The sequence below is a fragment of the Saccharothrix sp. NPDC042600 genome, from assembly GCF_040647305.1.
GTDB classification, from domain to species: domain Bacteria; phylum Actinomycetota; class Actinomycetes; order Mycobacteriales; family Pseudonocardiaceae; genus Actinosynnema; species Actinosynnema mutabilis.
The window spans coordinates 18,945-36,833 of record NZ_JBEZBW010000009.1 but is presented as its reverse complement, the minus strand read 5'-3'; the positions used below and the strand labels follow the sequence as shown (position 1 = coordinate 36,833).

The following is a 17,889-nucleotide window of genomic DNA, read 5'->3' as shown; positions in this document are numbered from 1 at the left end:
GGCCGGCCACCGGCCGGGGCGCACCCCTGACACGAGCGAGAAGGCGATGTCAGCCAAGAAGTCCCACCGCGGCGCGGCGACGCTGCTGATGGCCCCGTTCTTCGCCCTGTTCCTGGGCACCCTGGTGGTGCCGATCGGGTACGCGGCCTACCTCAGCCTGTTCACCGAGCGGTCCTCCGGGCTCGGGTTCGGCGGCACCGAGACGCTGTTCACCGGCCTGGGCAACTACCTGCACGCGCTGGGCGACCCGGCCTTCCGCGACGGCTTCGCCGTGATCGCGGGCTACGTCCTGGGCTACATCCCGGTCATGGTCGGCGGCGCGCTGCTGCTGGCGCTGCTGCTGGACTCCACGTTGGCCCGCGCCAAGCGGTTCTTCCAGCTCACCCTGTACCTGCCGCACGCGGTGCCGGGCATCATCGCCGCGATCATCTGGCTCTACCTCTACACCCCGGGCCTGTCCCCCGTCGTCGAGGCGATGCGCGAGGGCGGGCTGACCTGGAACTTCCTGTCCAGCGACCACGCCCTGAGTTCGGTCATCAACATCTCGCTGTGGGAGTGGGTCGGCTACAACGTGGTCATCTTCTACGCCGCCCTGCAAGCGATCCCGCGCGAGGTCGTCGAGGCCGCCTCGGTCGACGGCGCGGGCGAGCTGCGCACCGCGTTGAGCATCAAGCTGCCGATGATCCGGGCCGCGGTCGTGATGACCGTGCTGTTCACCGTCATCGGGGCGCTGCAACTGTTCACCGAGCCGATGATCCTCAACGGGGCCAACCCCGCGGTCAACACCACCTGGACGCCCAACATGTACGCCTACGACGCCGCGTTCCGCCGCGGCGACTACGGGGTGGCCGCCGCCGCCTCGATCCTGCTGGCCGCGGTGGCGGCGCTGCTGTCGTTCGTCGTGACACGCGTCGGCAACCGCAAGGGGGCCGCGTGACCACGACCATGACCAAGCCCCCCGTGACCCGACCGGCCCCGGTCGTCCCCCGCGCTCCGCGCCGCAAGCCGATGTGGGCCTCCAAGATCGCGGTCAACACGGCGTTGCTGCTGGCCACCGCGTACACCGTGCTGCCGCTGACGTGGCTGCTGGTGGCCTCGACCAAGAGCCTGGGCGACCTGTCCGGCAACGCCTTCACCCTCACCGAGTTCCACTTCTTCGACAACCTCGGCGACCTGGCGTCGGCGGACGGCGGTGTGTACCTGCGCTGGTACCTCAACAGCCTGTTGTACGCGGTCGGCGGCGCGGGGCTGGGCGCGTTCTGCTCCGTGGCCTGCGGGTACGCGTTCGACAAGTTCTCCTTCAGGGGCAAGGAGAAGCTGTTCGGGGTGGTGCTGCTGGGCGTGCTGGTGCCGACGACGGCGTTGGCGCTGCCGCTGTACCTGCTGGCCTCCGAGCTGGGCGTGGTGAACACGTTCTGGGCGGTGTTCGTGCCGGTGCTGGTCAACCCGTTCGGCGTGTACCTGGCGCGGATCTTCAGCGCGGGCTACGTGCCCGGCGAGGTGCTGGAGGCCGCGCGGGTGGACGGCGCGGGCGAGCTGACCACGTTCTGGTCGATCTCGCTGCGGATGCTCATGCCCGGGTTCGTGACGATCTTCCTGTTCCAGTTCACCGGCATCTGGAACAACTTCTTCCTGCCCCTGGTGATGCTGTCCGACCGCGAGCTGTACCCGTTGAGCCTCGGCCTGTACTCGTGGCACACCGTCGTGACCGCCGAGCCGGAGTACTACCCGCTGACCATCACCGGCGCGCTGCTGGCGGTCGTGCCGGTGGTGATCGCCTTCCTGTCCCTGCAACGCCACTGGAAAGCCGGGATGACCTCCGGCGCCGTGAAGTAGGAGAGCACGTGACACACGTTCGTCCCCGGACGCTGGTGGCCATGCACCGCCACGTGGCGCGGTGGCTGCTGGACGAGGACGCCCGCGCGCGCCTGGTCTCCGTCGCCGACACCGATCCCGATCTCGTCGTGGAGGACTTCACGACCGCCTCGGCCCGTGCGGCGCTGGCGGAGGTGGAGGTGCTGTTCACGGGCTGGGGCTGCCCGCCGGTGGACGAGCAGGTCCTGCGCGACGCGCCCCGGTTGAGGGCCGTGGTGCACGCGGCGGGCTCGGTCAAGCACCACGTCACCGACGCGTGCTGGCGGCGCGGCATCGCGGTGTCCTCGGCGGCGGCGGCGAACGCGCTGCCGGTCGCCGAGTACACCCTCGCCGCGATCCTGATGAGCAACAAGCGGGTGCCGGCCATCGCGGCCCGCTACCGGGAGGCGCGCGAGCCGCAGGACTGGCAGGCCCAGTTCCCCTGGCTGGGCAACTACCGGCGCCGGGTGGGCGTGGTCGGCGCGTCCAAGATCGGTCGCCGGGTGGTGGAGCTGCTGCGGCCGTTCGACCTGGACGTGGTGGTGGCCGACCCGTACCTGACCGCGGCCGAGGCGGCGTCCCTGGGGGTGGCGCTGGTCGGCCTGGACGACCTGGTCCGCACGTCGCACGTGGTGAGCCTGCACGCGCCGGAGCTGCCGGAGACCCGGCACCTGATGGACGCGCGGCGGCTGGCGCTGATGCCGACCGGCGCGACGCTGATCAACACCTCGCGCGGGTCGCTGGTGGACACGGCCGCGCTGCTGCGGGAGCTGTTCGCCGAGCGGCTGCACGCGGTGCTGGACGTGACCGACCCGGACGTGCCGCCCGCCGACTCGCCCCTGTTCACCGCGCCGAACCTGGTGCTCACGCCGCACATCGCGGGCTCGCTGGGCAACGAGCTGACCCGCATGACCGCCCAGGCCCTGGACGAGCTGGACCGGCTCGGCCGCGGCCTGCCCCTGTCCCACCGGGTCCTCCCGGAGGTGCTCGACCGCTCCGCCTGACCGCTCCCCGCACGACCGCTCCCCCGCACGACCGCTTCCCGCATGACAGGAGACCAACGTGAGTTCTCGTCTGCGCCGCGCCCTGCAAGCCGGTCTGACCTCGATAGTCGTGGCGGGAGGGGCGGTCGCCGTCGCCCCCGCCGCGTCGGCCGCCACCGCGTACTACGTCGACTGCTCGTTCACCGGGTCGCCGCTGGGCACCCAGGCCGCGCCGTTCAACGCGCTGTCGCAGGTGAACGCGCGGACGTTCGGCGCGGGCGACTCGGTGCTGCTCAAGCGCGGCACGTCGTGCACCGGCCAGTTCGTGGCGTCGGGGTCGGGCGCGGCCGGGTCCCCGATCACGCTGGGCGCGTACGGGACGGGAGCCCGCCCGGTGGTCAACGGTGGCGGCGCGGTGATGGACGCCGTGCTGCTCAAGGACGTCAGCCACTGGACCGTGCGCGACCTCCGGGTCACCAACCCGGGGTCGCGCGCGGAGCGGACCGGCGTGCGCGTGCAGACCACGACCGCCGCCGCGAAGGCCGGCATCACCATCACCGGGCTGGAGGTGGACAACGTCGCCGGGTGGGGTGACAAGACCGGGACCAACGCGGGCTGGTTCGCCCGGTCCGCGGGCATCTCGGTGCTCGGCACGCCGACGGCCGGCGCGATCGCCGGGATCTCCATCACCGACAACCACGTCCACGACACCGGTGGCGGCGGGATCAAGCTGTCGATCAAGCCCGCGCAGTACCACACCAACGTGCACATCGCGCGCAACCAGATCATCAGCGTCGGCGGCGACGGCATCGTGGTCCACGGCTCCGACGCCCCGCTGGTCGAGCACAACCGTGCGGACAACCTCGGTGGCGGCGCGTACCCGTTCGTCGCGGGGAACTTCGCGGGCATGTGGCCGATCAACTCCCGCGACCCGGTGTTCCAGTTCAACGAGGTGACGCGCAGCTACCCGTCGATCTACGACTCGACGGCGTGGGACTGCGACGGCGGCATCGTCGGGACGTGCACGTACCAGTACAACTTCTCCAGCAACAACGCCGGCGGCTTCTTCCTGGGGTGCCAGCACTGCACGGAGTACCCGAACTACAAGGCCAAGCAGGTGATCCGGTACAACGTGTCGCAGGACGACTGCCGGATCGCGGCGGACGGGGACAAGTACTCGCACTCGGTGTACTACAACAACACGTTCTACTGCATGGCGCGGCCGTTCGACGTGAAGGTGCCGATCGGCGCTACCGCGACTTCGTTGTTCGCCAACAACATCTTCGTGTCGCAGCACGGGTCGTTGCCGGTCGGGACCGGGGTCGGCTACCGCTCGAACCTCTACTGGGGCGGGTTCACCGCGCCGTCGGGTGACCCGGGGGCGGTGGCGGCCGATCCGAAGTTGAACCACGCCGGTGGGAGTGGGGCCGGGTTCAACAGCGTGGCCGGCTACAAGCTGACCACGGGTTCGCCCGCGCTGGGGGCTGGTGTCGTGGCCGCCGAGGCCGGTGGCCGGGACTACTTCGGGGCGGTGGTGCCCCGGGCCGACGGCAAGGTGAACATCGGGGCGGACAACGGGTCCGGGGTCGCCGCGAAGGTGTACGGGTCGCTGCGGGAGGCGTTCAACAACGTGGGGATCAGCAACGACCTCAACCCGAAGGCCGGCGGCATCTCGAAGAGCGGCCGGAGCTTCTCCGGGCAGGCGTTGGAGGCGGCGGGGATCAAGTACCCGAGTGCGACCGTCGGCGGCGTGGTCTTCGACTGGCCGCAGCGGTACTACGGGTTCCCGGACAACGTGAAGGCCGCCGGGCAGAAGATCGCCGTGTCGGGGTCCGGGACGAAGCTGGCCTTCCTGGGGGCGGCGACGTTCGGGACCCAGAGCGGGGCCGGGGTGGTGAACTACACGGACGGGACTTCGTCCGGTTTCACGTTGTCGTTCGGTGACTTCTGGGCGGCCACGGCGATCCCGGGGAACACCCAGGCCGCGTTCATGGCGTACCACAACAAGCCGCCGACCACTTACAACAACGCCGCCACGGGGCGGGATGAGCAGGACGTGCGGTTGTGGTCCACGTCGGTGGCGTTGGACCCGGGCAAGACCGTGGCGTCGGTGACGTTGCCTGACGTGGGTGGGCCGTTGGCCACGGCCGGTATCCACGTGTTCGCGATGGAAATCGCCTGAGGTGGGGAAGGGCCCCGTGCCGGTGGTGCGGGGCCCTTCCTCCAGGGTTTTGTCGCCTTGAGCTACCGCGCCTCGTCCGCTAGCTGATCAGTGAGCCGCCGTTCGGGCTCAACGTCTGCCCCGTCAGGTAGGCCCCGTCCGGCCCCACCAGGAACGCCACCGTCGAAGCGATCTCCGCCGGCAGCCCGAACCGCCCCAACGCGATCTGCCGCTCCAGATCCCGCCGCAACACCGGGGCGATCACGTCCCCCAACGGCGTCTCCACGTACCCCGGCGCCACGCAGTTCACCCGGATCCCCAGCGGCGCGACATCGCGGGCCACCGCCTTCGTCAACCCCTCGATCCCGCCCTTCGCCGCCGAGTAGTGCGGCAAGTGCGCACACCCGGCCAACCCGCACACCGACGAGATGTTCACGATCGAGGACCCACGCCCCATGTGCCGCAGCGCGGCACGCGTGCAGTAGAACGTCCCGTCCAAGTGCACCCCGAGCATCCGGTGCCACGCCTCGTCGTTGATGTTCACCGTGGCGTCCAGCACCGTGGTGGCCTCGCCGGTCGTCGACTCCTCCACCCGCGCGGTCAGCCGCGCGAACGCCTCGTCCGCCTCCACACCACCCCGGATCCCGGCGTTGTTGACCAGGATGTCCAACCGCCCGTAGGTCTCCACGACCGCCTGCACGGCGTCGTCCACCTGGCCCGAGTCGGAGACGTCCGCGACCACCGCCATGCCCCGCGTCAGCAGGCCCGCGGTGATCTCCGCGCCGGTCGAGTCGACGTCCAGCACCGCGACCCGCGCGCCCTCCGCGTCGAGGCGGCGCGCGACCGCCTCGCCGATGCCCGAACCCGCGCCGGTCACCAGCGCCACCATGCCCTCGATGTTGCCCATGTCCGCAGACGGTAGGCGGACCGCGCCGCCGCGCTGTGGCCCCGGACACAGCCGGTGCGCCGGCAGTCAACCGGTGTTCACCTCGGGGCAAGCGGCCCCCACCGCCCGGAAAGCACCCTGGTGCGCACAGCGGGACCGGCGGACGGAGGCGGGCATGACCGAGGTGGACCGGAGGGTGGTGCCCAGGGGCGCCAGGGTGCTGCGGGCGGAGTCGAGCAGCGTGCTGGTGGCGACGATCGTGCTGGTGTTGCTGATCGGCGTGCTGCGGCCCGCGTTCCTGACCGTCGGCCAGCTCAAGGACGTGCTGAACAACTCCGTCTACGTGGCGCTGCTCGCCGCCGGCATGGCGTTCCTGCTCGCGATGCGCGAGATCGACCTGTCGGTGGGCGCGATGTTCGGCCTGTCGCTGATCACCTCGGCGCTGCTCATGCGCGACGGGTTCGACCCGTGGCTGGCGTGCCTGGCGGGCATCGCGCTCGGGGCGGTACTCGGGCTGGCGAACGCGTTGGTGGTGCAGCACATCGCGATCCCCGCGTTCGTCGCGACCCTGGCCACCATGCAGCTCTACCGCGGGTTGGCGGTCGCCCTGGGCGACGGGCAGCAGGTGACCGGGTTGCCGCTGGAGCACTCGTTCTTCTCGGTGCTGGGCGGGGACCTGCTCGGGCTGCCGGTCAGCGTGTGGATCCTGGTCGTGGTCACGGTCGGCTTGACCGTGGTGCTGCGGTGGACGCCGTTCGGGTACCGGGTTCGCTCGATCGGGTCGAACCCGGACGCCGCCGCGTTCTCCGGCATCTCGATCCCGCGCACCCGCCTGTACGTGCTGGTGCTGGTCGGGGCGGTCGCGGGGCTGGCGGGCGTGCTGGGGCTGGCGTTCTTCACCTCCGGCGACCCGAACATCGGCATCGGGTTCGAGCTGCAGGCCATCGCGGCGGCGGTGATCGGCGGGACCCCGTTGCGGGGCGGGGTGGCCACCGTGGTGGGGGCGGTGTTCGGCGCGATCCTCCTGGGCGTGGTGTCCAGCGGGCTCGTGTACTTCAGCATCCCCGCGAACTGGAGTTCCTTCGCCACCGGACTCGTCGTCCTGCTGGCGGTCGGGGTGGACAGCGCGCTGCGCTCCAGGCAGCGGGCGCGCGAATCGATGCTCGGGCTGTAGTGAGGAGATGAGGTCCAAGATGCGTGCCCATCGGTACGTCGCGGCGCTGGCCGCCGCCGGTCTGCTGGCCGGCTGCGGCGCGGCGTCGTCCCCCAACGCGCCGCTGAAGATGGCGTTCGTCTACGCCACGTCGACGCAGAACCCGTTCCAGGAGATGGCGTACGGCGCGAAGGCCGCCGCGGGCGACGCCGGCGGCGTGGACCTGGCGCTCAGCGCGCCGTCCGGAGTGGACGGTCCGCAGGAGGTGGCGCTGTTCCAGTCGGCCATCCGCAACTCCAAGGACGGCGTCGCGCTGGAGACGCTGACCCCGGACCTGTTCGTGCGCCCGCTCAACCAGGCGGCCGACCTGGGCGTTCCGGTGGTCGCGGTGGACACCGTGCCGCCCGCGGGCACCAAGGTCGAGCTCTACATCGGCAACAGCAACACCGAGCTGGGCAAGGCGCTGGGCGAGGAATTCGTCAAGCAGGTCCCCGAGAACGCGACCGGTGACGTCGTGCTGGGCAACGCCATCCCGGGCCTGACCCTGCTCCAGCAGCGCCTGGACGGCATGAAGTCGGTCATCCAGGCCAAGCGGCCGGGGTTGAAGGTGCTCGGCCCGTTCGACTCCGGCTCGGAGCCGACGTCGAACTTCACCAAGTGGAACGACCTGGTCAAGGCCAACCCGAACGCGATCGCCTACCTCGGCGTCGGCGCGCAGGACGCGGTGTCGCTGGCGTTGATCCAGAAGAACACCGGCCGCCGGTTCCTGGCGGGCTCGTGCGACCCGGACGCCGCCGCGCTGCAGGCGGTGAAGGACGGGTACGTGTTCGCGCTGGCCTCGCCGGAGCACTGGCTCAAGGGGTACGTGGCGCTGCGGTTGCTGATCGACCACAAGCGCGGCAAGCCGATGCCCAAGGGCTGGTGGAACACCGGGTCGCTGGTGGTCAACCCGGCCAACATCGACCAGATCATGACGCGGCAGAAGGACGAGGACAGCCGCAAGGCCGCGTTCAAGGCCGAGACGGAGAAGCAGCTCGCCGACCCGACCGCCCACCTGCGCCCCCTCGGGGAGGCCAACTGATGCACGCGTTGACCGCTCGCGGGATCACCAAGGCCTACGGCGGCGTCACGGCGCTGGCCGGGGCGGACCTGACCCTGCGCCCCGGCTCGGTGCACGCCCTGCTCGGCGAGAACGGCGCGGGCAAGTCCACGCTGATCAAGGTGATCACCGGGGCGGTCGCGCCGGACTCGGGCAGCCTGCGGCTGGCGGACGCCGAGGTGGCGTTCGCCAGCACCGCCCACGCCGCCGCGCACGGCGTGGCCGTGGTGTCGCAGGAGCTGAACCTGTTCCCGGACCTGGACGTGCTGGCCAACCTGTACCCGATGCGGGAGCCGACGCGGGGTCCCCTGCTGGACCGGCGGGCGATGCTCGCGAAGGCCGAGCCGGTGCTGCGCCAACTGGGGCTGGACGTGGACCCGCGGGCGCGGCTGGGCAGCCTGTCGCTGGCGCAGCGGCAGCTGGTGGAGATCGCCAAGGCGCTGGTCGTCGAGCCGAAGGTGCTGATCCTGGACGAGCCGACGTCCGCGCTGGACGCGGGCAGCTCCGAGCGGCTGCTGGACATCCTGCGCGTGCTGCGGGACCGGCAGGTGGCCGTGGTGTTCGTGTCGCACATCCTGGAAGAGGTCATGAACCTGTGCGACGAGATCACCGTGCTGCGCGAGGGCCGGACGGTGCTCGACGCCCAGCCGCGGTCCTCTTTGGACATCGGTGACATCGTGCACGCCATGCTGGGCCAGGACTTGCCGGTCGTGTCGCGTGGCGTGAGCAGGCGCGTGGGGCCGCGGTTGGAGCTGCGCGGGGTGAGCGTGCCCGACCGGTTGGCGGATGTCTCGTTGACGTGTTCCGGTGGGGAGATCGTCGGGTTGGCCGGGTTGGCGGGGTCGGGGCACACGGCCGTGCTGGAGGTGGTCGCGGGGCTGCGGCGACCTTCGGCGGGGACGGTGGAGTTGCCCGGGGGCGGGTCGGCGTCGTCGTTCCGGTCGGCCATCGCCGCGGGCGTGGCGCTGGTGTCCGGCGACCGGCGGCGGGTCGGGCTCATGCTGGACAAGCCGGTGTGGGAGAACGTCGCCCAGGTGCGGCCGGTGGCGTTGGCGGGTCGCGGGGTGTTGAGCACGCGGGCGTTGCGGGCGTCGGCGGCGGAGCTGGCCGAGCGGGTGCGGGTGCGGCCGGCGAACGTCGAGTTGAGGGCCGGTCTGTTGTCCGGGGGGAACCAGCAGAAGGTGGTGCTGGCGAAGTGGCTGGCCGCGGACCCGTCGGTGCTGTTGCTGGACGACCCGACGCGCGGGGTCGATCTGGGGGCCAGGGCGGAGATCCACGCGTTGCTGCGAGCGGTGGCGGACGAGGGCAAGGTCGTCGTGCTGTGTTCGACGGACTTGGACGAGCTGGTGGCGGCGTGTGACCGGGTCGTCGTGTTCCACAAGGGGCGGGTGTGCGCTGAGCTGACCGATTTCGACCAGCACACGGTCCTGCGGACTATGAACACCGGGTCGCTATGACGTTCTTGTAGGCGGCGAAGGCGGGCTTGGGCTCGTACGTATCGGTGACGAGCCCGAGCGTGCCCACGGGTTCCGGGGACGCGCTGTCCGCGTCGCGCAGGCTGAACTGCTCGTAGAGGGTGATGTTCAGGCCTTCGGCGTTGTCCAGGACCGTGTGCAGCATGGTGGTCAACGAATCCGCTTGTCGTTGCGGCGACGAGGTGCTCGGGGTGCTCGGAGTGCCGTTCTCGGCGATGTGGATGGGTACGTGCTGGAGGCCGGCGCGGGGCAGGGACTTGTGGCGCAGGTGGTGCAAAGCGTGTTCGGTGAGCGGGGCGACGGCTTCCAGCGGCACCGGGGAGAACGCGTCGGGGTAGAGGCGACCGACGTAGTCGACGTGCTCGGCGAAGTCCCGTTGTCGGGACAGGTGCTCCCAGAACGCGTCGTCGCCGCCGAGCCACTCGGCTGGTTCGGCCACGGAGAAACCGACTCGGGTGTGGGTGAGGCCGCGTTCGTCCAGGGCTTCGCGGGCGTGCGGGACGCCTCGGGTGAGGGCGTCGAGGACGCCCGGTGAGCTGCCGTCGATCAGCGGGATGGGGAAGTTCGGTTCGAGGGTGACCTGGAGGTAGCGGGTCAGGTGGCCGTAGCGGTCGATCACGGCGGTCAGGAAGTCCAGCCAGCCGCGCGGGTCGGCTTCGGCCGGGAGGTAGCTGACGACCAGGTCGAGTTCGTGCTCGCGATACCAGTCGTCGGGCATGGTGAGGTGGTCGAGGTCCTCCTGGGCGCCCAGGGCGGCGACTTCCGGCCGTCCCGGGTCGCCGAGGAAGTGCACGTACTCGCGGACCACGAACGGCCGGCCCTGGGCGAGTTCCGCGACCAGGCGGCCGATGGCGTCACGATCCGGCGGGCGCGAGCACACCACACCCGCCCGGCCGCCGGGGTAGATGCCGAACTTCACGGGGTCGTCCCTCCGGTCCAGTCGAGGTCGCCGGAGCGCATGCGCAGGGCCAAGGCCGTGAGCCAGTCGCGTTCGGCGGTGACGATGGTCCGCCAGTAGGCGGCCTCCAGCATGTGCACTTCGGCGACGCCGTCCGGGTGGGCGTCGAGCGCGGCCAGGTCCGCGTCCAGCCTGGTGATCCGCTCGTCCACGATGGACAGCGCTTGCCGGAGGTGCACGATCCCGGCGTAGGCGATGGCCAGGGTGAAGTCGGTCGAGGCGGTCCGGGCGTTGCGCAGACCCTCGGTCACCTTGGCCCGGAAGTCGTCGAGCCCGGTCTCGGTCACGTCGTACACCGTGCGTGGCGGACGGTTGCCGACGCGCTCGGGCGCTTCGGAGGTGACGAGTCCGTTGCGCTCCAGGGTTTTGAGGAGGGAGGTGACGGTGCTGCGGGTGGCTCCGAGGTCGGGTCCGTAGCGGTCGCGGAGGCGGGAGGTGACGTCGTAGGCGTGAGCGGGCTGTTCGAGGAGGAGGCCGAGGATCGGGAGGACGAGGGGGTTGCGGGAGGCGTCCAGGGGCACGCTCGGACCTTATAGACGAATACGTCTATCAGCAACCCGGTTCTCGGTGGTCGGTGTCGAGCGGCGGCGGGCAGCGGCGGCGGGCTACGACGGCGGGCAGCGGCGGCCGGTGTTGTCGGGTTGGGGTAGGTGGTGGCGATGGGGTCTGCCGGATGACTGTCCCGGGGGCGGTCAGGTGGGTTGGGTGGTGATCAGGTCTACCGCCTTTTCGGCAATCATCACCGTCGGCGTGTTGGTGTTGCCGGAGACCACCTCGGGCATCACCGACGCGTCCGCCACCCGCAGCCCCGTCACGCCGCGGACCCGCAGGTCCGGGCCGACGACCGTGCCCATCGCGCACGTCCCGGCCTGGTGGTGGTACGTCACCACCGAGCGCCGCACGTAGTCGCGCAGCTCGACCCGCCCGGGGTACCGCTCGACCGCGCCCCACTCCCCCGCGCCGCCCCCGGCCAACCCGTGACCGATCTCGCGGCACAGCTCTACGGCCTCCACCAACGCATCGACGTCGGACGGTTCGGATAGCACCCGCGGGTCGATCGACGTCCCACCGTCGGGAGCCAGGGTCACCCGGCCGGTGCTGCGGGGACGGATCAGGCCCGCCATCAGGGAGAAGCCGTTGGGTGGGCCGCTCATCCACGGCTCGTACAGCGGCACGCTGAAGTGCAGCGGCTGGAGGTCTGGGGTCGGCAGGCCCGGGCGGCTGTGCCAGAACAGGTGTGTTTGCGCGTGCGGTAGGCCCGGGGTGTGGGTGATCTCGTGGTCGGTGGTGAAGACCGTGGGGACCAGCCAGTGGTCCTGGAGGTTGTCGCCCACGTCCGGGACGTCTGCGATCACGGGGCCGGCCAGGTCCCGCGCGGGGCCTATGCCGGAGCGGAGCAGGAGGTGTGGGGAGCCGATCGCGCCGGCGCTGAGGATGACTTCCGTGGCCTCGGCGCGGTGCACGGTGGAGCCGGTGGTCCATTCGACGCCTGTGCAGCGGGTGCCGGAGAAGAGCAGGCGTCGCACGTGTGCGCCTGTCACAACGGTCAGGCGCGGGTGGGTGAGCACGGGGCCAAGGTAGGCGCGGGACGTGGTCAGGCGTTTGTTGTCGGCGATGGTGAACTGCATGTGCGACACGCCGGTTTGAACACCGGAGTTGTAGTCCTGGTTGTACGGAATCCCCGCCCGCCGCGCCGATTCCACGATGGCGTCCTGGACCGGATCGGCGGTGTACTCGCGGAGGATTCGCAGCGGACCGGACTCGATGCGGCGGAACAGGGGTTCCACGTCGGCCCACGACCAGCCGGGTTGGCCCCAGCCGTCGTAGTCGGCGGGGTTGCCGCGCACGTGGATCATCGCGTTCAAAGCGTGTGAACCGCCCAGCACGCGACCGCGCGGCAGGTGCAGGACGCGGTTGCCGGCATCGCGCTGGGGAACGGTCCGCAGGCCCCAGTCCTGGGGGCTGTCCCACAGTTCGTGCATGCGCAACGGGTCGTGGATGGCCGGGTTCGTGTCGTGGTCGCCCGCCTCCAGCAGCAGCACGGTGCCGTCGGTCCGGTCCAGCAACCCCCGCGCCACCACGCACCCCGCCGTGCCGCCGCCCACCACCACGAAGTCCGCCATGCGACCCAGTCCAGCGGACCGTCCTGTCACCCGGATTGCACCGCAGCGCACGATCGTTGACCAGAAGCGCATCCCCAGGATCACAGGCCGCTAAACAAAGCGAACACTCTTTCACCTGATCGAGTAATTGCCATATCGCCCGATCAGGCAACGGAATATGACGCCGTACGCTGCCGCCGGTTGAAATGTCGCAGGGACAGTCGCAGGGAGTTGTTGCGTGCCCGGTTATCTCGCCCTCGCGGCGGCCACGGCGATGTACGCGCTGGGCATCGTGGCGCAGACCGTCGCCGCCCGGCGCGCCCGCCCGGGCCACGGCTTCGGCCTGCTCGCCCGCCTCGCCGGCGACCGCCTCTACCTGCTCGGCTTCGCGGGCCAGGTCGGCGGGTTCGCGCTCGCCTTCTTCGCGCGCGCCGAACTGCCGCTGTACCTGGTTCAGGCCGGGTCGTCGTGCGCGGTCGGCGTGGCCACCGTGTTCGGGGTGCTGGCCCTGGGGTGGCGGGTGCGGCCGGTCGAGGTCGTCGTGCTGGTCGTGATGGCCGTCGGGCTGGTGCTGCTGGCCGGCGCGTCCGCGCCCTCGGTCGCCGACGACATCCCCGTGGACACCGGGTTCCTGCTGCTGGGCTTGCCGCTCGTGGCGATCTTCGTCGTGTCCCGGCGCGCGAAGGGCGTGCTGCCGATCGCGGTCGCCGCCGGCGTCGGGTACGCCATCGTCGCCATCGCGAGCCGGTCGCTGGCCGACGAACCGCTGCTGTCGCTGCCCTACTACCCGTTGGTGTGGCTGATGATCGCGGCGGCGCTGGTCGGCCAGGCCTGCATGGCCGCCGCGCTGCAACGGGGGTCGGCCACGTCCACGGTCGCGACGATGGACTCGGTGACGGTCGTGCTCACCTCCGTCGTGGGCATCGCCGCGATGGGCGACCGGATCGCCCCCGGTCGCGAGTGGTGGGTGGCGGTGGGCGTCGCGCTGGTCGTCGCCGGCGTGCTGGCGCTGGGCTACGCGGCCCGGTTGGCGCCCCAGCCCGTCCCGGCGGAGGAACCGGCGTGACCGTCGCCAGCGTCTCCCTCGACCTCGACAACCTCTGGGCCTACCTGAAGACCCACGGCGACCCGGCGTGGGAACGCCGGCCGAGCTTCCTCCCGGTCGCGACGCCCCGCCTGCTGGAGGTCTTCGGCGAGCACGGCCTGACCACGACGGTGTTCGTGGTCGGCGCGGACGCGGTGCGCGACGACGGCGCGGCGGCGGTCGCGGCCATCGCCGCCGCCGGGCACGAGGTCGCCAACCACTCGTTCGGCCACGAACCCTGGCTGCACCGGTACTCCCGCACCGAACTGGAGGCCGAGGTCGCGCGGACCGAGGACGCCATCGTGGCCGCCGGCGCGCCACGCCCGGTCGGGTTCCGCGGACCGGGGTACAGCGTGACGCCGGAACTGCTGGACGTGCTGGCCACGCGCGGTTACGCGTACGACGCCAGCACGCTGCCCACGTGGATCGGCCCGCTGGCCCGCTTCTACCACAACAGGAACGCACCCTCCACAGAGGACAGCAACGAACTGTTCGGCGGGTTCGGAAAGGTCCGCGCGCCCAACCGGCCGTACCGGTGGCACAACGGGGTCGTGGAGCTGCCGGTCACCACGATGCCGTTGCTCCGCGTGCCGATCCACGGTTCGTACTTGCTGCAACTGCATGAAATCTCGCCGTCGTTGGCGCGCGGATATTTCAAGACGGCGTTGCGTTTGTGCAGGCTCACCGGCGTCGCGCCGTCACTGCTGTTGCACCCGACCGACGTGCTGGGCGCGGCCGAGGCCCCCGGGATGGAGTTCTTCCCCGGCATGGCGGTGCCGTCGGCGCGCAAGGTCGAACTGCTCGGGTGGGTGCTGGGCGTGCTGCGGCGGCACTTCGACGTCGTCGGGACCGGCGCGCACGTGGCCTCCCTCGACCCCGGACTGCCGGTGCGGGACGTCGGACGGCTGGAACGGTCGGGATGACGGTGCTGCTGCGGGTCCTGGCGTGCGCCACGGTGGCGCTGGCCCCGCTGGAGGGGTACCTGCTGGAGGCGCACGGCCACCTGGCCAAGGTCGCGCCCGCGTCGCTGGCCCTGGCCTGGGTGGTCACGCGGGTGCGCGAGCGGCGGTTCGTCACGCCGCACCCCTTGCACGGCGTGCTGGCGGCTTTCGCGGTCGTGTTGCTGGCTTCCACGGCCTTGCACGCGGGCGGACCGTACGCCGTCGATTATCTGCAACGGTGGCTGCCGTTCCTGCTGCTGACCGTCATCCTGGTGGACGTCGTGGCGCGCGAGGTCCCGGTGCGGGCGCTGCTGGGCGCGGCGGTGGCCGGAGCGACCGTCGCGGCGGTGGGAGCGCTCTACAGCCTGTTGGCGCAGGGCGAGGCACGGGCGAGCGGGCCGTTGGAGGACCCCAACGACCTCGCGTACTTCCTGGTCGCCGCCCTGCCGCTGCTGGTCGCGATCAAGTCGCCGCACTGGGTGAGCGCCGTCCTGGCGCTGGTGTTGGCGGCGGGGGCGGCGGCGACGTTCTCGCGCGGTGGCGCGTTGGCGTTGACGGCGGCGGGTGTCTGGCTGGTGGCACGGCGGGTGGTACCGGTCAAAGTGGTGCTCGGCGGGGTCGTGGCGCTGGTGGTCGTGGCGGGCGGGGCGTTGGCGTTCGCCGGACCGGCGCTGGACCGCGCTCTGCAAGAGAAGAGCTACATCGCCGGGACCAATGTGGACACCCGCGGGCTGCGGTGGCAGGCCGCGGCGCGCATGGTGTCCGCGCACCCGGCGCTCGGGGTGGGGCCGGGCGGGTTCCGGGACCACTACCCCGCGTTCTCGCGCAACGCCGAGGTCGACGAGCAGACCCCGGTGGCGCACAACATGTACCTGGAGGTCGCGGCCGAGCTGGGGGTGGCGGGGTTCGCGCTGTTCGCCGGGTTGCTGGCGGTGGCGGCGCTGTCGTCGGAACGCGTGCTGCGCGCGGGTGGGCGGCGGGAGATGGCGGCCGTGCAGGCGTCGCTGATCGCCGTGGTCGTGGCGTCGACGTTCCTGTCCCAGCAGTACTACCTGCCGCTGTGGTCGCTGGTCGCGGTGGTCGCCGCGGCCGATCTGCGTGTGAGGAGAGCCGATGCGTGTGCTGCACGTGATCGCTGAGATGGGCACGGGCGGGGCCGAGGCGCTGGTGGCCGGCATGGCCCGGTCGGGACCCGAGTTCGGCTGGCACAGCGCCGTGGCCAGCGGCGGCGGGCACCGCGCGGAGGTGCTGCGCGGGCAGGGCGTGCCGACGTTCCCGGTGCCGGTGGCGCGGCGTCGCCCGGTGGGCGTGCTGCGGGCCACGGCGGCGGCGCGGGCGGCCGTGCGCGGGTTCGACCCCGAGGTCGTGTTGGCGCACAACGTGTCCGCGAGCATGGTGGCGCGGCTGGCGTTGGTGCCGAAGAAGGTTCCGCTGGTGACGGTGTTCCACGGGGTGGCCGAGCGGGACTACGCGGGTGCGGCGCGGATCCTGCGGCGGACGTCCGGCGCGGTGGTGACGGTGGCCGCGGCGACGGCGACGCGGTTGCGGGCGGCCGGGTTGGAGTCCGTGGTGATCCCGAACGCGGTGTTCCCGCAGGAGCCGCGGGTGGACCGGGCGACCGTGCGGGCGGCGCTGGGCGTCGGCCCGGACGTGCCGGTGGCGCTGTGCCTGGCGCGGATGGAGCCGCAGAAGCGGCACGACGTGCTGCTGGACGCGTGGGAGCGGATCGAGGGCGCGCAGCTGTGGCTGGCCGGGGACGGGTCGCTGCGGCCGGCGTTGGAGCGGCGGGGTGTGCGCGGGGTGCGGTTCCTGGGCAACCGGCCGGACGCGGCGGACCTGCTGGCGGCGTGCGACGTGACCGTGCTGACCAGCGACTGGGAGGGCATGCCGGTGGCGGTCCTGGAGTCGCTGGCGGCCGGGCGGCCGGTGGTGGCCACGGACGTGGACGGGGTCGGCGAGGCGCTGGCCGGCGGTGGCGGGGTGGTGGTGCCGCCGCGGGACCCGGCGGCGACGGCGGAGGCCCTCGGGTCGTTGCTGTTCGACGCCGACCGGCGGGCGGCGATGGGCGCGGCCGGGCGCGCGGCGGTGCTGGCGGCCCACGACCCGCGCGCGCTGATGCGGTCCTACGACGAGTTGTTGCGGAGCTGGGGAGGTCGGCGGTGAAGCTGCGGGCGCTGGTGGAAAGCGCTTCCATCGGGGTGCTGGTGGGCGCGGTGGTCGTGGTGGCGACCGCGTTCTCCGGGGAGGAGTACCAGGCGCGGGTGAGCCTGCTCGCCGGGCCGCAGGGGCCGCAGTACGGCGAGGTCGTGGCGTTGTCGTTGCCCGCGTTGGTGGAGGTGGCGCGCAGCCCGGCGGTGGTGGGCAAGGCGGGCACGTCGGCCGAGCGGGTGTCGGTGGAGCTGGTGCCGGCGTCGGGGTTGGCGCGGTTGTCGGTGCGGGCGCCGGCGGCGGGGCAGGCGAGCAACGAGGCGGCGGCCGTGGCGGCGGCGGTGGTCGAGGCGGACCTGTTGGCGCCGGCCGGGAAGTTGCGGGTGCTGGACGCGCCGGCGGTGGCGCGGATCGCGCCGGACTGGCCGTTGGCGATCGGGTTGGCGCTGGTGGCGGCGGTGGTCGCCGGGGCGGCGGTGGCCGTGGTGCGGCACCTGCGCGGGACGCGGGCGGTCGACGGGGTGCGGGCGGCGTTGGCGTCGGCGGGGGTGCGGCACCCGGTGGCGGTCGTGCCGGACGACGACCCGGCGCTGGTCGAGCGGTTGACGGTGCTGTGCGCGACGGCTCGGCGTCCGGTGCGGGTGGTGCCGGTGGTGCCGGAGTTGGCCGGGCGGGCGGACGAGCTGGCGGAGGCGTTGCCGGACAAGGCCGCCGAGCCCGCGGACGGGGTGGCGCTGGTCGCGGTGGTGCCGCGGGACGGCGGGCGGGAGGAGCTGGCGAGCGTCGTGGGGGCGCGGCCGGCGGACACGACGGTGGTGGCGGTGGTGCTGGCGTGAGCGCGGCGGGTGTGGGCGCGGCGGGTTGGGGTGAGGGCATGGGCGCGGTGGGTTCGGGCTTGGTGAGCGTGGAGGTGGCGGCGGTATGAGCGGTGATGGGCGCGGCCTCCGGCCCCCGGTTCCATTGTCCCACGGGGCACCGACAATTCCGGCTGAACCAGCGGAGGCGGCGGGGGCGGCGGGGGCCGCCGGCTCGGCGGGAGCGGCCG

General features: G+C 72.0%; 16 protein-coding genes. 12 read left to right on the top strand and 4 right to left on the bottom strand.

What is annotated here, in order from left to right:
- The first annotated feature begins 46 nt into the window (after positions 1-46).
- The 4 genes from AB0A74_RS09355 to AB0A74_RS09340 are packed head-to-tail and all read left to right on the top strand — an operon-like array spanning position 47 to position 5,019.
- Complete coding sequence (locus AB0A74_RS09355; protein ID WP_343934696.1) at positions 47-937, top strand: sugar ABC transporter permease; 891 nt, start codon at positions 47-49, stop codon at positions 935-937.
- Positions 934-1,836: a carbohydrate ABC transporter permease gene (locus AB0A74_RS09350; RefSeq protein WP_358248341.1), complete on the top strand. Its 903-nt coding sequence runs from the start codon at positions 934-936 to the stop codon at positions 1,834-1,836. Before AB0A74_RS09355 ends, AB0A74_RS09350 begins: the two co-directional genes overlap by 4 nt.
- Positions 1,837-1,844: 8 nt before the next feature.
- Positions 1,845-2,858: a hydroxyacid dehydrogenase gene (locus AB0A74_RS09345; RefSeq protein ID WP_358248340.1), complete on the top strand. Its 1,014-nt coding sequence runs from the start codon at positions 1,845-1,847 to the stop codon at positions 2,856-2,858.
- 58 nt (positions 2,859-2,916) lie between these two features.
- Positions 2,917-5,019 (top strand): right-handed parallel beta-helix repeat-containing protein, encoded by a 2,103-nt coding sequence (locus AB0A74_RS09340; protein ID WP_358248339.1) that lies wholly within the window; start codon positions 2,917-2,919, stop codon positions 5,017-5,019.
- Positions 5,020-5,098: 79 nt separating this feature from the next.
- On the opposite strand, the gene AB0A74_RS09335 is transcribed toward AB0A74_RS09340, so the two are convergent.
- Complete coding sequence (locus tag AB0A74_RS09335) at positions 5,099-5,905, bottom strand: SDR family oxidoreductase (protein WP_358248338.1); 807 nt, start codon at positions 5,903-5,905, stop codon at positions 5,099-5,101.
- A 154-nt stretch (positions 5,906-6,059) separates the two neighbouring features.
- Between AB0A74_RS09335 and AB0A74_RS09330 the strand changes: the two genes are divergently transcribed.
- From AB0A74_RS09330 to AB0A74_RS09320, 3 genes are read left to right on the top strand one after another with little or no spacing between them, the layout of a single operon-like run.
- On the top strand, positions 6,060-7,058 hold the full coding sequence (locus AB0A74_RS09330) for an ABC transporter permease (RefSeq protein ID WP_358248337.1): 999 nt from the start codon (positions 6,060-6,062) through the stop codon (positions 7,056-7,058).
- Between the two features lie 19 nt (positions 7,059-7,077).
- The gene (locus AB0A74_RS09325) at positions 7,078-8,118 is read left to right on the top strand and encodes a sugar ABC transporter substrate-binding protein (protein WP_358248336.1); all 1,041 of its coding nucleotides are present in this window, start codon (positions 7,078-7,080) and stop codon (positions 8,116-8,118) included.
- Positions 8,118-9,593 (top strand): sugar ABC transporter ATP-binding protein, encoded by a 1,476-nt coding sequence (locus AB0A74_RS09320; protein ID WP_358248335.1) that lies wholly within the window; start codon positions 8,118-8,120, stop codon positions 9,591-9,593. Before AB0A74_RS09325 ends, AB0A74_RS09320 begins: the two co-directional genes overlap by 1 nt.
- Here the strand turns inward: AB0A74_RS09320 and AB0A74_RS09315 are convergent.
- The 3 genes from AB0A74_RS09315 to AB0A74_RS09305 form a co-directional block, all read right to left on the bottom strand.
- Positions 9,571-10,530, bottom strand: a complete 960-nt coding sequence (locus AB0A74_RS09315) for a hypothetical protein (protein WP_358248334.1) — start codon at positions 10,528-10,530, stop codon at positions 9,571-9,573. The two genes, AB0A74_RS09320 and AB0A74_RS09315, sit on opposite strands and share 23 nt — an antisense overlap.
- Positions 10,527-11,090, bottom strand: coding sequence for a helix-turn-helix transcriptional regulator (locus AB0A74_RS09310; protein WP_358248333.1), 564 nt, complete (start codon positions 11,088-11,090; stop codon positions 10,527-10,529). Before AB0A74_RS09310 ends, AB0A74_RS09315 begins: the two co-directional genes overlap by 4 nt.
- Positions 11,091-11,261: 171 nt before the next feature.
- Positions 11,262-12,692 (bottom strand): GMC family oxidoreductase N-terminal domain-containing protein, encoded by a 1,431-nt coding sequence (locus AB0A74_RS09305; protein WP_358248332.1) that lies wholly within the window; start codon positions 12,690-12,692, stop codon positions 11,262-11,264.
- Positions 12,693-12,909: 217 nt separating this feature from the next.
- Here AB0A74_RS09305 and AB0A74_RS09300 point away from each other — a divergent pair, with 217 nt between their 5' ends.
- From AB0A74_RS09300 to AB0A74_RS09280, 5 genes are read left to right on the top strand one after another with little or no spacing between them, the layout of a single operon-like run.
- On the top strand, positions 12,910-13,737 hold the full coding sequence (locus AB0A74_RS09300) for a hypothetical protein (protein ID WP_358248331.1): 828 nt from the start codon (positions 12,910-12,912) through the stop codon (positions 13,735-13,737).
- Positions 13,734-14,678 (top strand): polysaccharide deacetylase family protein, encoded by a 945-nt coding sequence (locus AB0A74_RS09295; RefSeq protein WP_358248330.1) that lies wholly within the window; start codon positions 13,734-13,736, stop codon positions 14,676-14,678. The genes AB0A74_RS09300 and AB0A74_RS09295 overlap by 4 nt, the downstream gene beginning before the upstream one ends.
- Positions 14,675-15,835: an O-antigen ligase family protein gene (locus AB0A74_RS09290; protein WP_358248329.1), complete on the top strand. Its 1,161-nt coding sequence runs from the start codon at positions 14,675-14,677 to the stop codon at positions 15,833-15,835. The genes AB0A74_RS09295 and AB0A74_RS09290 overlap by 4 nt, the downstream gene beginning before the upstream one ends.
- Positions 15,810-16,859 carry a glycosyltransferase gene (locus tag AB0A74_RS09285; protein WP_358248328.1) on the top strand — a complete coding sequence of 350 codons (1,050 nt, stop codon included), beginning with the start codon at positions 15,810-15,812 and terminating at the stop codon, positions 16,857-16,859. The genes AB0A74_RS09290 and AB0A74_RS09285 overlap by 26 nt, the downstream gene beginning before the upstream one ends.
- Positions 16,856-17,680, top strand: a complete 825-nt coding sequence (locus AB0A74_RS09280; protein WP_358248327.1) for a hypothetical protein — start codon at positions 16,856-16,858, stop codon at positions 17,678-17,680. The genes AB0A74_RS09285 and AB0A74_RS09280 overlap by 4 nt, the downstream gene beginning before the upstream one ends.
- The last annotated feature ends 209 nt before the right edge of the window (positions 17,681-17,889 follow it).